This window comes from Amycolatopsis xylanica, assembly GCF_900107045.1.
GTDB classification, from domain to species: domain Bacteria; phylum Actinomycetota; class Actinomycetes; order Mycobacteriales; family Pseudonocardiaceae; genus Amycolatopsis; species Amycolatopsis xylanica.
Window position 1 is genome coordinate 247,137 of record NZ_FNON01000001.1, and the last position, 15,520, is coordinate 262,656.

The window sequence follows — 15,520 nt, forward strand, 5'->3', positions numbered from 1 at the left end:
AGGGATTTGTTACAGTATCTTCTCCAAGATCACGTCATTCTCTTGGTAGATGGCCTTGCCGCCGGCACTCAATGCGGCGCTCAGCTCAAAGGGAAGTTCGGCAGGGAGAACTCCTAGCGGGACGGCGGACGAACACGGTCCTGCTTGGAGGACGACGTCTTCGTCCATTCCGACTATCCGTGCCCCGTAGAGTTCGCGAACCTGGCACGCGATGATCAGCCCATCCCGGTCGATGTCGCCCGCGTAGGTCAACTCGACGCCGCAGTCGACGGCGCACTGCAGGAAAGCGTGCTCGACGGCGCGCAGGTGTCCACTCGTGCAGGCCAGTGGGCCGGTGAAGCCCGTTGCCATGGCGGCTTCGAGCACGGACGGGTTCTCCACCACGAGGAGCGGGGAGGCCTGTAGTACAGGCGGGTTCACTGTGAGGTCGTACAAGGTCAGCGGCACCGGCCCGCCGCCCAGACGCAGTCGCTGGTCAACGATCCCGATGCCTACTGCAGACAGGTTCAGCACCAGCACCGTCGTGGATAGGCGATCAGCGAGTACGCCCGCTCGCGCGAGCATGGCTCGGACCCTGTCGGGACGAGCCGGTTCCGGTTCGCCGAGCAACTCCGCGACGGCTTCGACCAGCCGTTTGCCGGTAAGGGAGTCCAGGTCGAATGCGTGTGGATCGTGCGCGCAGTCGTGCGCCAGCTTGGGCAGTGTCAGCGGAGGAGTTCCAGGGCGCCGCAGGTTGTCGATTTTTTCCAGAGCTGCTCGCAGCTGGCGAGACTGCTTCGCGATCGTCGCAATGTCGCTCTCCGCGACTCCAGTGGCTCGGATGCGGCGGGCGAGCTCTGGGACGGCTGCGAGATTTGAGACGACCTCGAGCCAGAGATCTTCGCGCGCGGCCACGCCTGCCCTGCGAGCCAACGCCTGGTTCACCACCGGTTCGCCCATCGCAAGTTCCGCGATCGCCGTCAGGTGCTCGGGTGCGAGGTCGAATCGGCTGAGCACCATTCGCACGGGCACTCGGGTGGACCCGTTCGCGGTGGTGATGGCCGAAGGTCCGCGACGGCGGCGTGTGCTCGTGTCGAGCCAGGTTCGCAGTATGGCGATACCGCCGGTTGGCAGCCCATTGACCAGCACTGTTGCCAGCTGTGTGGGCTCCGTTCCCGAACAGAGCCTCTTGTGGACCGCTGCCCATAGCGGCCGCAGGTCGTCGTCGTGGGCGAGCGTGTGCGCGGCCTCAGGCAAAGGATTATCCGTCACGATCTTTCTCCGGCGCCGCCGATGCGATCCGCGATCAGAATGGGCCTGCCGGATCCGGTCCACAGCCATGGCATCGTCACTCGGACAGAGCCTGCCTGGGTCACCTGAGCGATCATCACCCGTTTCGACTCCGCCTTGAGCATCGCGCTCATCTCCGGCGCCGTCGAGAGCACGTCGAAGTTCCATTCACGCAGCAAGGCGAGCAGTTTGCGCACGTTCTGCGGGTCGAACGCAGCGTTCATCTCGTCGATGAACAACAGCCGGGGGCCTTGGTGTCCGGGGGCTTCGTACATCGACCACGCGGCTGCCAGCAGCGGCAGCATGGTGGCCAGGCGCATTTCCCCGGTGCTGAACGATGCGAGCGGATTCGACCTGACCGTCAGCGGCCGGAACACCTCGGTCGTGCCGTCGCCGAACGACTTGTGCGTGACCTTGATTTCCCACTCGTGCCACACCCGGTAATCGAAAGTCTGCGCCACACGCGCCTCCCACGTGTCGCCTGCCGCTTCCTCCAGTCGATGTCTCAGCACGTTGTACATCTGTTCGAACGTTTCATCGGAGGGCAAGGCGGTGACCACCAGATCGACCATGCGTTGCGCGTCGGGGTCGTCTTTGACCTTCCAATCAACCTCGACGCCGACTCGTGCCACGCCTGTCCGCACATCGGCGAGTGCGGCGCTGATCTGCCGGACGAGTTCCTGGGCTGCCGCCCGGCGGGTCGCGATATCTCGCCGCAGGGCGGTGAACATGCTCGTCTTGAGAGTGGCTTTGACATCCTCGCGCAAATCGCCTTCGAGCTGCTCGGCAGTCTGGCGCAGAGTCAGCACCGTCGTGTGCAAGTCCTCGCCGCCCAGAGCCTCGGGTGCCGCGACGACGGCTCGCCGCCAGTCGGTTCCCGGGATCGTTTGCAGTGTCACTTGCCTGTCGAAACGAATCAGCTCGGCGCTGACCTTTTTCGCTTCGGTTTCCAGCCGGGTGCGCCTGCTGTCGAGGAGTTTGGCCAGTTCGTCGCGATGATGTGTGCCCGACTCGGCGGAGAGCATGCGTGCGCCCCAGCTTAGAGCCGCGGTCAGGTTGGCCGGACGCCCTGCCTCGTCGGTGGAGATGCCGTCTTCGACGGTTGCGACCGACTCATCGACCAGCTGGTTCATCTGCAGCAGGCATTCTTCGCGTTGCTTTTCGGCGAGTTCCCGTTGTGGCGCGATGTTCTCCAAGGTCGCCTTAGCCGTCGCCGCTGCCACCTCGGCTTGATGGATCTTGCCGCGGACGTGCTCGACCTCGGTTTTCGCTTCGCTGAGGACGACGGTCGACCGCTCGTATGCTTGGCTTAGCTCTTGATATTCGGCACCGTGGAGTTCCTTTATTCGGGCGACGGTCGCTTTCGCGCCTACAGCGACCTCGTGCGCGGTCGCTGCCTCCTGTTCCCCTTCTTCGGCGCGTTCGCTGAGCGTGAGGGCGGTATCGGTCGAGCTGCGGGCCTGACCGCACAGGTTCACCGCCCTGTCGGTGGCCCATTGCCACGAGTGAATTTGGTCGGCCAACTGAGTGAGGCTGTCTTTGAAGGTTTTCAAGGCGGCGGGTTCGGCGGGCAGCATTCGCCCGTTGCCAAGGTCCACCGCTCGGTTCAGTGCGGTCAACGCCTCCCGTGTTCTGCCCTGCGCTTTTCGCATTTGCTCATCGGCAGCGACGACGAGTGCTCGGGCGGTGTCCATCTGGAGTGTGGCTTCGTCCTCGTTTTCCCGTGCCGCCAACAGGTCCCTGAAAGATGGGAATGCCAGCCTGTCGGCATCAGCGGTCGCTTGCTTGGTGACTGCGTTGTCAAATCGCACCGCGGCTGCCTGCGCGTGATTGGCGCTGCTTGCTGCCTTGGCGACCGCTGTTCCGGCCATCCGAGCGGCCTGCTCGGCCAAGGCGACCGCCTTGTCCAGCTCACTACGAGTAGCCGTGAGTACTTGTTCCCGGGATTGCTTTGCCGTGGCTAGGCCCTCCAGGACAAACCGGAGAGCGGAATCGGCCTGCATCGTAAGATTCGCTGCCTCATGCTCGGCCTCATGCGCTTCGGACTGGGCTGTCCGGGCCAGCGTCAGCGAGTCGCGCCAGAGTGTTGCAGGAGGCAGTCCGTTCTTTTCGGACTTCGCTTCTGACACCGCGTCCCGTTGCCGGCTGAGCTGGATTTCCGCCGCTTCCACCCGACTTGCCAGTTCCGCCACCTGTGCTTCGAGGTCGGCGACTCGCTCAGCGCGGGCTCGCTCCCGTGCGGTCGTGCCGATGTACCGGGCGTCATACCCCGCTGGAGCGGCGGCGGTCAGCACACCCGACCGCACTGTGGTGCCGTCGAAGGAAACGCTGCGCAACAACATCCGGACGAGCGTCTGGTCGATTGGGCTTTCCTGCTCCACAACCAGGATGTCGGCCAGGCTGGCGCCGGCTGCGGCGTGGTCTCCGGTGAGTACGGCGTCGCCCGAACGAGCTCGACCGTCGGCGGTGACCACCGCGTCGAGTACGCCGGAGACGAGCAGTGCGCCTTCACAACGGTCCCGAGTTTCGGGCGGTACGCCCTGCTTGAAGTCGACCAGAGACCAGAGCGGACTGCCGCCACTGCGCGTCCGCCATGCCGGTGCTGGTGGTGGCGCGGGAGCCCGCCGTGCCTCGGCAAGCTCGACATTCAGAACGCGCTTCTGCTCTTTCAGGCCGGACACGACGCTCTCGGCCTCGATGACCTTCCGGTCCAGCCGACCGAGAGCATCCTGGGCGGCATCGGCCAGCGCCGCTCGCAATGGCCGGTCGTCGTATTCCGTCAGAGTCGTCAGCGACCGTTCCGCAAGTGCCACCACCGGTGCGGTCCGGTCGAGGTACGTGGTTCGAGCAGCCGTCCGGGCGGCGCGCAACTCAGTGAGCAACTGTGCGACTTGTTCGGTCAACGGCTCGGGCGCCAGCAGTGCGGTGCGGTCCAGATGCCGCAGGCCTGACCGCCATCGTTGAACCTGTTCAGCCCAAGTCGTCACCGCTTCGAGCGCGGACTCGGCCTGTCTCAGCTGGGCGAGGCGGCGATCGTGATGGCTCTGCTGGGCCGCCGCGACGTGCTGATCACGTTCTTCCTCGGCTTGCCGGGCCGTTTCGGCGTCCTGTTCCGCAGCCAGACGGGCCTGCTCAACCTGTTCGTCGAGATGGGTTTGAGCGCCGGCGGCGATCTCCGCCGCCTCGCCCGCAGCCGCTTGCAGCTCCGCCGCGGATTCGGCGTCTTGCTTCGCGGTCAGGTCCGAGGTCTCCTTGCGAGCGCGATGACCAGGCACGTCGAGTTGGTGGCCGATCGCAGCGGCCTGCTGATCGAGCCATTGCGTCAAGCTTTCGGGGTTGACGCGCTCGTCGATCGAATCGGGTTCGAACAGAGCGTCCGGCACCAGCGGGAAGTGAGCAGAGGACCTTTGCCACTCCGTGATCGCGGTTTCGAGCCGTTGCTCCGCCTGGTCGCGGGCGGCCGAGTATTCGCGCAAAGTCTCGCCGCGCTGTTCTTGTTCACTCTGTGCGGCACGTTGCTGTTCTGCGAAGCCGACAGCGAGCTGGTTCGCGGTGTTCAGGTCATTTAGAGCTGTCGAAACGTTCTCCGCGTTCTTCTTGCGCATCTCCACCCATGCCAGAGGAGTGGCGACGAGTTCGTCGACCTTGATGTCGCGTTCGGCGGTGCTGGGGTCAAGTTGGCTGGGCGCAGTGAGTTCTTCGGTTGTCGAGAGCAGGTTCGTGAGCGTGCTCTCACCTTGCACTTGGCGGGCCGTGGTGGTGAGTTCGTGCGTGATCTTGACCAGGCTTTGCTGTGCTGAGCTCGCGTTCTGAACCGCACGCGTGGCGAGTGCCCGTGCCGCGTCGGAATCGACTTTGGCTTGACCTGCCCGTTTCTTCGCAGCTTCCGCGTCGGACTCCAAATCGGCGGCGCGCTGCTCAAGTAGCGGCAGCTCGGCTCCCGCATGATCGCGTAGTGCGGTTTCGGCGCCGCTGAGATCGCCTTCGGCACGGGAAAGGGCATCTCTGGCCAGAACCTGTGCTTGGATGGCCTGTTCCCGCTCAGTCTCCGCATCGCTTAGTGTCTTTGCCGCGGTTCGCTCGGATCGGGTCAGGTTGTCGAATTCGGTGTTTGCGTAGCGAAGCCTCGCGGCCGCTGTCAACGCGACGGCCCGGCGATACAGTTCGTAGACTCGGTCGGTCGCGGCGAGCTTCCTGGATTGCTCCTTGGTGTCGGCCAGCTGGCCTTCCAGCGTAGCGATGCGCTGCATCGCACCGGCGATTTCGCTGAGTTTCGCTTGATCGAGAGCGGGCAGCGCGCCCGTGAGCACGTCGAGCATATCCCGTGCGGAGATCTTTTCCGCCGTCCGGACGCTGCGCAGTGTGCGGAGCACGCTCAGCAGCGCCTCGTACTGGACCTCGTCGAGCGGCGCGAAAAGGCGGGTGCGGACGGCGATGCGATAGTCGTGTTCGGGACTGATCGCGGTCAGGCGCGCGGCCGCCTTCGGCTTGAGCCGCTGCGCATCGGTGAACAATTCGCCGTTGTTCGCGGCGAGCTGTTCAGCCAGGTTTTCGATGCTCGCCACGTTGCGGTCCGCCTGCAGTGTGAGCTGGTCGCCGGTTCTGCCGGGCACAAGGAAGAACGCACGGAGCAAGGACTGGCCGGACGAACGCATCCAAAGGCCGCTGGTCAGATACTCGGTCTGCTCTGTGACCGGGTCGGTGAAGCCGTATTCGAGCCACCACACGCCGGTCTTGTCGTCCTTCTCGCGGCTGTCGGTGTGCCTGCTCATCAACGTGCCGGCCGCACGACCGGACACGCTCAGGGCTGTCTGGGTCGTGTCGCCGTCGAGCAATACAGTGACCAGCTGCGAGGCTGTCAGGGACTTGCCGGAGCCGTTACGGCCGACGAACGCGAGCCAACCGTCGGCGAAGTGGAACTCCTCGTCGGTCCATTGCCAGCTGTTGACCACGCCTGCGCGGGTGGGCTGCCAACGTCCTACGACCGCAGGGACCCCGTGCGCCAAAGCCGGGACTTCCTCGGCGGACATCAGACAGCTCCTTCCGGGGGATCGAAGAGCGTGGCCGGCGGTTCAGCCACCGGAGGCCGGGAGATGAGCTTGATACGCCACATCCGGACCGCGGGTGTCGGCCGCCAGCAGCACTCGTCGAGCTCGCCGTTCGCGGTCATGTCGATCAGGAACCCGTTGTCGACAAGCTCAGCCGCTGCGGCTCTGGCCAGCGCGGGCAATCGTCCTTCGTAGGCTGAGGCCCAGCGCGGCAGCCGAACGCGCACCTGCTCGAACAACTCCACGATTTCGGAGATCGCCAACGGGCGCTCGCTTCGGTCGTCGATCAAGGCGCGGTTTCCGAGGTGATCGAGCAGAGCGAGCGCCGCCTGACGTTCGTTGCGCCTGCCGTTGGGGAAGTCCAGTGTGCTGCCGAGCCCGGTGGGGTCGCTGACCTGCCACCAATCATGGCGCACGGTGCCGACCAGCTTGAGCGCGTGCAGCACGTTGAGTGCGCGATTGCGCCCGGTGGAGGTCTGCAGGTATTCGTCAAGAACGGGGTCGGCCCCCGGATCGTCCACGAGGCGCCGGATCGCCCGCCTGCGCCGCATGGTGGTCTCGCCGCGGGTGCCAGGTTCATCGGCCGGTTCCTCGTCCTCGAGCAACTGGTCTGAGGTCAAGGCCGCGGCATGCCGATTCGGCGGGAGCTGCGTGAGCTTGAGCAAGGAAGGCGAGAGCGACGAGAACTTCGCCGCCAACCGGTCCCTGGAAGCGGCGACGACTCCGTCGCTGGCGTTGTCGGCTACCGCTCGGTCCAGGTCTCCTTCGATCGTGATAGTCCCGTCGGCTTCCAGTATTCGCAAAGCGTCGACCAAGCTCTGCCGGTTCGCGAGCGCTTCGCGCTTGCTCACACCGTCACCCGGGACCACCGGCAGCCGCGGCAAGAGGCCTTGTTCGCTGTCTTCCGCGCAGACCTGAGCGACCGCCTGCAGCAGGTCGTTGAGAGTCATTCGTGGTCGGCGCCAGAGCTGCTCGCAGGCGAGTGCGGTCAGGATGAGCACAAGTCGGGGAGCCGTGTTGTTGCTTTCCCTGCCGTCCCGGCGCAACCGCGGTCCACGTTGACTCGGCACGTCCACCCTGCGCTTGTGCAAGCGCACCATGTCCGCGGGCTCGAGCACGTCGACGGACCAGCCGAGTTCGGATGCGAAGAAGCCGGCCAGCTCAGCTCTCCCGCGGACAGCCGCCCGGTACAGCTCCGGCTCACGCTCGGCCAGCAGCCTGCCGCGGGCGATCAACCTTCGAGCGCAGTCGGCCAGGTCCGGATGAAGCAGTTCCTCATGTCTCACGCGACCCTCCTCGTACGGGCGGTACCCGGGCCGGGTGGTGGCAGCGAAGTTCCAGCTGGGACGACCCGCACGCGAAGATCAGGGCCGCGTAGGTCGCCCTCCTCGAGCGGCACGGTGACCCATCGATCCGGATCGACCACCCGCACGGCGATGAGCACGCCAGCTTCGTCCGCTTCGGCTTGACCCGTACCCGTTGCCGGATCGACCATGTCCAGCGCCAGTTGCAGCGAGTCGAACAGGACCGCCGCCGTTTCGGCATCGAGCCCGGCGAAGTGGTCGAGCGCTACCTCACCCGGAGTCAGCAGCGCCTCGGCGCAGCGCTGCCGGTACTCGGCTTGGGCGCGGGCGTCATCCAGCGCCTGCTGGCGTTCCGTGCTCGCGTCGACGATCTTCCGCGGCCGGCCTCCAGGAGGTCCATGCCGCTCGTGCTCGCGCAAGGTCAGCTCCGAGGTGAACGGCACCGAACCCGCAGCGGCTATCGTCGAGAACTCGACGTTCTCCTGCGGCTGACCGGCTACTACGTGCCACGCGGGCCAGTCTCCGAACGCGGCGGCGTACACCCGTTGAGCGGCATCGTCATCGGTCTGCCGATACAGCGACTGCGCCAATATCCGGAAATCGGCCGACAGGTCCGAGCCTCGCAGGCGAGCGTTGTAGCGACGGTCGACCGCGTTCAGGACCGTGTTCACGGCGCCGTACGCCGACTCGATCAGCCGGTGCACGCTCCCTTCGGGTACGAACCACGCCTCCAAGGCGGAAAGCAGTGACACCTGCTCGGCCACCCAATGCTGCTGAGCAGCCGGATCCAGCAGACCGGCGTGCACGACCGCGCACTCCACGACATGCTGGTGACCCACGTGCCGCAGGTCCTTCAGTGCCGAACCGACCCGCACGAGCCCTCGGTCGTACTCGCGCGCGAACTGCCTCAGCGCCTCCACCACCCGGTCGCGGTTGCCGCCGAAGACCTCATCCTTGGTGACGTCGGACTGCACGAGCTGGCCGAGCGCGTCGTAGAAGTCTGCCGTGACGCGCTGCAGTTCCGCGATGCGGGTCTTGACGTTGCTGAGGTCGGCGTCGAGAAGTCCGTGAGCGCCGGCGTCCGTGGTGTGTTCCAGCAGCGTGCGCAGTGTCTGCTCCACACTGTCGAGCAACCTGCTCGGCAGCTGCAGTGCCCGGTCGGATGAGGAGACCGCGGTTCGCACCGCGGCGACTATGGTACGTCCGTGCCTGGTCAGCGCCCACGCTTCTTGACGGCTGACAACCCCGTGATAATTCCGGACAGGCGCCGCGAAATCACGGAACGGCTCGGCAAAGCCCCAGGCGGCAAGCTTTTCGAGCAGAGTACGCAGGTCGCTTTCCAGCAGGGCGTCGTGGAAACCGACAGTGCGCAGCTGGTCGGCGATTTCGCGGAGAGTGGACCTTGGACCGCGGGTGCTCAGCTCTTCCAACGCGGCAAGCAGTGCCGAATACCTTTCCCGAACGATGTCTTCGGTGAGTGCGAAGGCCGACCAGTCGCTGGCCACGACCTTCTGCCACCAACGTCGCGGCTGATCAAGAAGAGTGCTCACCGCATCGTCCCGGTTTCGACCTCGCGGCCGGGTGAACGACGGTCGACATGATGTGGATCGATGATCACGGTTCCTCCCTGTCGAAACAGTCGGTTCAGGCGAGCCGGACGTAACAACCTCGCCGGAACCATGGAAGCACCCACCACCGACAAAACTGGATTCAGAACGTTTCTTGCCAGGTAGCAACGCTTTTCGACAGCTTCTGGCGAGGAATCGGATCCTTCACGGATCGCGAAGGAGGTACTCGCGGATCCGGGACTCGTCGGGGTGGTGGCTGGCAACCCTTGTGCGCTTTTTGTGCGTGTTTTGTGCCTAGAAGCATCTAACCCAAGCATCCACATGATCGTATTCCACTACGCGTGCCTACTGAGTCCATTCGACCCACCGGAGTGCGGAGACCAATGGTGGGGGAGTTGCTCGAATGGCGATCTGGTGGCTTTACGCACGCAATGCATAGTCTTTCGCTGCGTGGCAAGTAACTTGGTGAAAGTTGCCGCTTGATCACCCGTTCGGCCGTTCGTGGCCTACGCCTCAAAGGTTGCTATGGCCGCTGCTATGGTCGGCAATTCAAGCCTGCCGGGGAGGATGGGTGAGTCTGCTCGATCGTTTTCGCAACGTGGTGAACTCGGTTCCGCGTGGTCCCGCCCGATCGGGACCGGTGTGGGTGCCGCCGGGCGGATCGGTCCAGGTCGGCGGCCTCACCTTGCCGCAAGGAATGATCTACGTCGGATCTGTGCCACGGGAGTTCTTCCACAGCTCGGAGGGCGGCGAGATCATTGATCCCGCGCTGCCTGTCGACTGGTCCCGGCCGGACACCGCGGGCGCGGGAATGGAGTACTGGCCTGCCTATCACGAGATGTCGCCTGGCAGTCGCGCCGCGTATCTCCAGTGGCTGGCCGGTGGTCGCCGTGCTCCGGATACGCACATCGGTTACGTCTTCCTCTTTTTCTACGGTCTGGAACGGCGTGTGATGGTCGACGCCGCCCGTGATCCGCATGTCCGTGGCGAGTTCGGCCTGATTCGCCGAGAGGTGGACGAGTTGCTGCGGTTGTACGGCATGAGCTACTCGTTCCGTTCCCAGGCAGGCTCGTTCGCCGGCGTTCTCGACCTGCTGCTTGGTGAGGGACGGCGGATATCGGCGGACCCGCCGCCGGACGCGGTGCCGGGTGACCGGTTCGAACCGCCGTTCTGGCTCAGGGCCGGTATCGGTGAATTCGCCCGCGACGGGCTGCCGGTTTCCCAGGAGTGGGCATTCGCCTGGGCGATGGCGCATCCGACGATCTACCCTCGGACGCCCGCCGGCCGGTGCGCGAACGAATTCCGCCGGTTGTTCATGGCGCGGTACCGCGCCAAACACGGCGCCGGCATGGTCGTGCGACCTGCGCGGCAGAAGGTCGTGGTGACGTATTCCCCCGCGAGCGCCGCGCTCGGCACCGCTCAGTTTCCGACCGCCTTCCCTGATGTGCTGACAGCGGAGGCGCCGACCCACGCGCTGTCGGATTTGATGGATGAGTGCGCTGACGCGCTCGATTCCTACAGCAGGCTGCTCGGGCGATCGCCGGAGGCCGGCCACTCACTGGCCGCGGCCGCGTTGCTCCCGGTCGAGCTGTTCGACGCGTCGGCTCCGGCGCTGGGTCCGCTGACCGCATTCGTCGCCGAGCATCTGCGGCAAGGCGCGCCGCAGGCGGTCGTCGACGCAGGGGCGCTCACGGACTTGTGGCAACCACGCAGGTCGGACAAGTTCGCCAAGGCCGACGCGGTGGCGCTGGCGCAGGTGCTTGACCGGCTCGGTGTCGGTATCGAACCCGACGTGCGGCTTGGCGGCGCGGCGCGGACGACCGGTCCGATGGTGCTCTTCCGAGCTGAGGCGGGGCAGCCGGCCGCGCCATCGGCCGAATATCAGGCAGCGACCACGCTCGTGCATCTGGCGGCCGTGGTGAGCGCGGCTGACGACGACGTTTCGGAGGCCGAGCGAGAACATCTCATGGGTCACCTCGAGTCGAGCTTGCATCTGTCGTCCGCGGAGCGGCTGAGGTTGACCGCACACCTGTCCTGGTTGCTCGCCGGCGACCTCAAGCTGACAGGGCTTACGAAGCGGCTCAGCGCACTCAGCGGCGCCCAACGTGCGGACATCGGTGAGTTCTTGATCGGGGTCGCAGGCATCGATGGCCGGATTTCGCCTGCCGAGGTCACCATGCTGCGCAAGATCTTCAAGCTGATCGAGCTCGACCCCGAGTCCGTGTACGGCAAGCTGCACGCGGTCGCGAGCGGTGGTGCTCCTGCCACCGAACCGGTCACCGTCGTAGCGGCGGACACCTCGCCGACGGGCTACCTCATCCCGAAGGAGCACGGTCCGCGTGCCGATGCGGCCGAAATCGAGCTGGACCAAGGTGTCATCGAGGCCAAGCTGGCGGAGAGCGCGGCGGTCTCCGCCCTGCTCGCGGAAATCTTCAACGACGAGCCGGACCCCGTTCCACCGGCGAAGACCGAGACGTGGCAGGTCGAACTCGTCGGCGAACTCGACGCCGACCATTCGACGCTGCTGCGCGAGCTGGCTACCCGTCCTCGGTGGACACGAGCCGAGTTCGACAAGCTGTGCGGCCGAGCGCATCTGCTTCCGGAGGGCGCTCTGGACACGCTCAACGAGGCTGCGATGGCCATGGCCGAGGAGCCCGTCATCGAAGGCGACGACGATCTGCGGATGAATGACTACGCGTTGGGAGAACTTCTAGCATGAACACCGCTCAGATCCGGCCGCGCGAGCGCGACGCCATCATCCAGTCGCTGCGCGCAGGCGTGGTTCCCCGCAGTGGGCAGCAACATATCCAGGTCGGCCGGGTGCACGAGGTGACCGCGCTCGTCCGAGATCTGGAACGGGTGGCGGAGGGCGGTTCCACCGCGCGTTTCGTCATCGGGGAGTACGGCGCGGGCAAGACGTTCTTCCTGCATCTGATCAGGTCCATCGCGCTCAAACAGCGCCTGGTGACCGTGCACGCCGACCTCGCGCCGGACCGCCGCCTGCACGCGACCGGCGGGCAGGCTCGGAACCTCTACGCCGAGCTGACCCGGAATCTGGCCACGAGTGCGAAGCCGGACGGTGGCGCGCTGGCCGCCGTGGTCGAACGGTTCGTGTCGCAGGCCTTGACTGTCGCACGTGAGCAGGGGGTGAATCCGGAAGCCGTTATCCGGCAACGGATGGGTGAGCTGTCCGAGAGCGTCGGCGGATATGACTTCGGCGAGGTGATCGCCGCGTACTGGCGTGGTCACGACACCGGCAACGATCAGTTGAAGTCGGACGCCGTTCGCTGGCTGCGTGGTGAATTCACCACCAAGACCGACGCTCGCGCCGCGCTGGGCATCCGTAGCATCGTCGACGACGCGAACTTCTACGATCAGCTGAAACTGCTGTCCAGGTTCGTTCGGATGGCGGGATACAACGGGCTTGTCGTCTGCCTGGACGAGATGGTGAACCTCTACAAGCTCACCTCCGCGCAAGCGCGTTCGGCCAACTACGAGCAGATCCTGCGTATCGTCAACGACAGCCTGCAGGGCACGAGCGGCCACCTCGGCTTCTTGTTCGGCGGTACTCCGGAGTTCCTCATGGACCCCCGCCGAGGGCTTTACTCCTACGAGGCACTCCAGTCCAGGCTGGCGGAAAACACCTTCGCCGTCGACGGCCTTGTCGACTACTCCGGGCCGGTGCTCCGGCTTTCCAGCTTGTCGCAGGAGGACTTCTACATCCTGCTCAGCAAGTTGCGCAACGTCTTCGCCGCCGGAGTCGCCGACGACCACCTGCTGCCCGACGAAGCACTGCGCGCTTTCATGCAGCACTGCTCACAACGCGTCGGAGACGCTTATTTCCGTACTCCGCGCGCCACAGTCAAGGAGTTCCTCAACCTGCTGTCCATCCTCGAACACAATCCCGGACAGGACTGGCGGCCCCTGGTCGGCGCCGTCCGGCTCGAGGAAGAGGTCAACCCTGACCTCGAACCGCTGGAGCCTGCCGCGGTCGAGGCCGATCTCGCTTCGTTCCGCCTCTGACGCGATGACCACTCATCGAGGCATCTCCTCGAGTTATGCGCTCCTGCATCCCCGTGTCCAGAAGTGGGTTCACGGCCGAGAATGGGTGCGGCTGAACGACATTCAGGAAGGCGCGATCCCGGCCGTACTGCGTGCGGGCCAGGACGTGGTCCTGTCGGCCGCCACCGCGTCGGGGAAGACCGAAGCCGCGTTCCTGCCGATTTGTTCCGAACTGGTCGGCGAGCAGAAAGGCGCGGCCACTGGAGTCCGCGCGCTCTACGTGTCGCCGCTGAAAGCACTGATCAACGACCAGTATCGCCGGCTCGACGAGCTGTGCGAGCAGGTCGGTGTGCCGGTCCACCGCTGGCATGGCGACGTCGCGGGCGCCGCGAAGGCCAAGGTCATCGCCAAGCCCGATGGGATTCTGCTGATCACACCGGAATCCCTCGAAGCACTCTTCGTGCTCCGCGGACCGGACGTGGCCAGGGTGTTCGCCGGGTTGCGCTGGATCGTCGTCGACGAGATGCACTCCTTCATCGGTACGGAGCGCGGTGCCCAGCTCCAGGCTTTGCTGCATCGCCTCGAGCTGTCCGTGCGCCACGGCGTCGCTCGGATCGGCCTGTCCGCCACGCTCGGCGACCTCACCTCGGCCGCCGATTTCCTGCGGCCGGGTAAGGCGGCGGACATCGAGATCGTCGAGTCCGCTCATGGCGGCGGTGAGATCAAACTGCAGGTCCGCGGCTACCTCGACACACGGCCGGACGACGACCCGGATGACCCTGACGCGGATCCGCGTCAGGGTCCTGGCTCGCTCGCCATCGCGGAGCATCTCTATGGCGTGCTCCGCGGTCACAACAATCTCGTGTTCGTCAACCAGCGAAGCAAGGTGGAATTCTTCGCGGACCGGCTTCGCGTCGAATGCGAGAACAAGCGGGTTCCGAACGAGTTCTTCCCGCATCACGGCAACCTGGCCAAAGACGTGCGCGAGTTCGTCGAAGCGCAGCTCAAAAGCGGACGTCCCACGACCGCCGTGTGCACCTCGACGCTCGAGATGGGGATCGACATCGGGGCGGTGACCTCCGTCGCCCAGATCGGTGCGCCACCCTCGGTCGCGGCGCTGCGGCAGCGGCTCGGCCGGGCGGGACGGCGGGGCAAGCCCGCCATCCTGCGCGTGTACGTGGCCGAGCAGGAGGTAGTCGCACAGACACCACCGGCCGATCAACTCCGCGCGCAGCTGTTTCAGATCGTGGCGATGATCGACCTGCTCGGTGAGCGCTGGTACGAGCCGCCGGACACGGCCTCGCCGCACCTTTCGACGCTCATCCAGCAGCTGATGTCGGTGATCGCGCAGCACCAAGGCGCGTCGCCTGCTCAACTGTGGACCGCACTCTGCGGTACCGGCCCGTTCGCTCATGTCGACCAGGCGATGTTCACCGCCCTGCTGCGGGACATGGGAAAGGCCGAGCTCATCCAGCAGGAGCGGGACGGCCTCCTGCTGCTCGGGCGCGTCGGCGAGCGCATCGTCAACCACTTCAGCTTCTATGCCGCCTTCGCGTCCGGAGAGGAGTATCGGCTGGTCAACGGCAGCCGGACGCTGGGCACGGTGCCGGTGCTGTTCCCGATCCCGGTCGGCTCCAGGCTCATCTTCGCCGGCCGCCGCTGGGAGGTGCTCTCGGTCGACGATCAGGCCAAGCTCGTCGAGGTGAAGCTCGCCAGCGGCGGCCGCGCACCTAACTTCGTCGGCAGCGATGCCGAGGTGCACGACGAAGTCAGACACCGGATGCGCCGCTGGTACGAGTCCGAGGACGTCCCCGGCTATCTCGATCCGATGGCCGTCCGGCTGCTCGCGGAAGGCCGCGCGGCGTATCGACGGCTTGACCTGGCCGTGGAACCCGCGCTGCGGTGGGGCGACGACACGGTCGTCTTCCCGTGGTGTGGTGACCGCGTGCTCAACACGATCGCGGTGTGGCTGACCGCGTCCGGATTCAGGGCGAGCCAGGACAGTGTGTCGCTCACGATCTCCGATTGCTCGCCGGCCCGCCTTCGACAGGGCGTGCGCCGGATGCTCGACGACGACAGCGTCACCGACCTGTCGTTGGCCGCGACCGTGCCCAACAACACGATCGACAAGTACGACGTCTACCTTCAGAAACCGTTGCGGGAGCTGGCATATGGCCGCGGCCATCTCGATCTGGCTGGCGCGCGGGCCATTTTGACGACGCTCGTCGACAAATTGCCGGAGATCGACCGCGACCCGGTGACGAACGAACCCGGCGCGACCTCACCGTGTCAGAACGGTCTTCGAGCCTGACGAGGATCACGATAAGCT

Annotated in this window: 7 protein-coding genes; 3 read left to right on the plus strand and 4 right to left on the minus strand. The window is 65.6% G+C overall.

Annotation, left to right across the window (positions count from 1 at the left end; translation table 11 throughout):
* Positions 1-9: 9 nt before the first annotated feature.
* The 4 genes from BLV57_RS01045 to BLV57_RS01060 are packed head-to-tail and all read right to left on the minus strand — an operon-like array spanning position 10 to position 9,171.
* The gene (locus tag BLV57_RS01045; RefSeq protein ID WP_091285398.1) at positions 10-1,320 is read right to left on the minus strand and encodes a TIGR02679 domain-containing protein; all 1,311 of its coding nucleotides are present in this window, start codon (positions 1,318-1,320) and stop codon (positions 10-12) included.
* On the minus strand, positions 1,248-6,299 hold the full coding sequence (locus BLV57_RS01050; protein ID WP_091285400.1) for an SbcC/MukB-like Walker B domain-containing protein: 5,052 nt from the start codon (positions 6,297-6,299) through the stop codon (positions 1,248-1,250). The genes BLV57_RS01045 and BLV57_RS01050 overlap by 73 nt, the downstream gene beginning before the upstream one ends.
* Positions 6,299-7,603, minus strand: a complete 1,305-nt coding sequence (locus tag BLV57_RS01055; RefSeq protein WP_091285402.1) for a DUF2398 family protein — start codon at positions 7,601-7,603, stop codon at positions 6,299-6,301. Before BLV57_RS01055 ends, BLV57_RS01050 begins: the two co-directional genes overlap by 1 nt.
* Entirely contained in the window at positions 7,600-9,171 is a 1,572-nt protein-coding gene (locus BLV57_RS01060; RefSeq protein WP_176968458.1) for a DUF2397 family protein, read from the minus strand. The genes BLV57_RS01055 and BLV57_RS01060 overlap by 4 nt, the downstream gene beginning before the upstream one ends.
* A gap of 589 nt (positions 9,172-9,760) precedes the next feature.
* Between BLV57_RS01060 and BLV57_RS01065 the strand changes: the two genes are divergently transcribed.
* The 3 genes from BLV57_RS01065 to BLV57_RS01075 all read left to right on the plus strand — a co-directional run bounded on the left by BLV57_RS01065 (position 9,761) and on the right by BLV57_RS01075 (position 15,502).
* Positions 9,761-11,908 carry a tellurite resistance TerB family protein gene (locus BLV57_RS01065; protein WP_176968459.1) on the plus strand — a complete coding sequence of 716 codons (2,148 nt, stop codon included), beginning with the start codon at positions 9,761-9,763 and terminating at the stop codon, positions 11,906-11,908.
* Positions 11,905-13,212: an ATP-binding protein gene (locus BLV57_RS01070; RefSeq protein ID WP_091285409.1), complete on the plus strand. Its 1,308-nt coding sequence runs from the start codon at positions 11,905-11,907 to the stop codon at positions 13,210-13,212. The genes BLV57_RS01065 and BLV57_RS01070 overlap by 4 nt, the downstream gene beginning before the upstream one ends.
* Before the next feature lie 85 nt (positions 13,213-13,297).
* Positions 13,298-15,502, plus strand: a complete 2,205-nt coding sequence (locus tag BLV57_RS01075; RefSeq protein ID WP_218134549.1) for a DEAD/DEAH box helicase — start codon at positions 13,298-13,300, stop codon at positions 15,500-15,502.
* The last annotated feature ends 18 nt before the right edge of the window (positions 15,503-15,520 follow it).

Excerpts from the sequence above, each read along its gene's own strand:
- BLV57_RS01070 (WP_091285409.1), top strand. The coding sequence starts at position 11,905 with ATGAACACCGCTCAGATCCGGCCGCGCGAGCGCGACGCCATCATCCAG.
- BLV57_RS01050 (WP_091285400.1), bottom strand. The coding sequence starts at position 6,299 with ATGTCCGCCGAGGAAGTCCCGGCTTTGGCGCACGGGGTCCCTGCGGTC.
- BLV57_RS01045 (WP_091285398.1), bottom strand. The coding sequence starts at position 1,320 with ATGGCTGTGGACCGGATCCGGCAGGCCCATTCTGATCGCGGATCGCAT.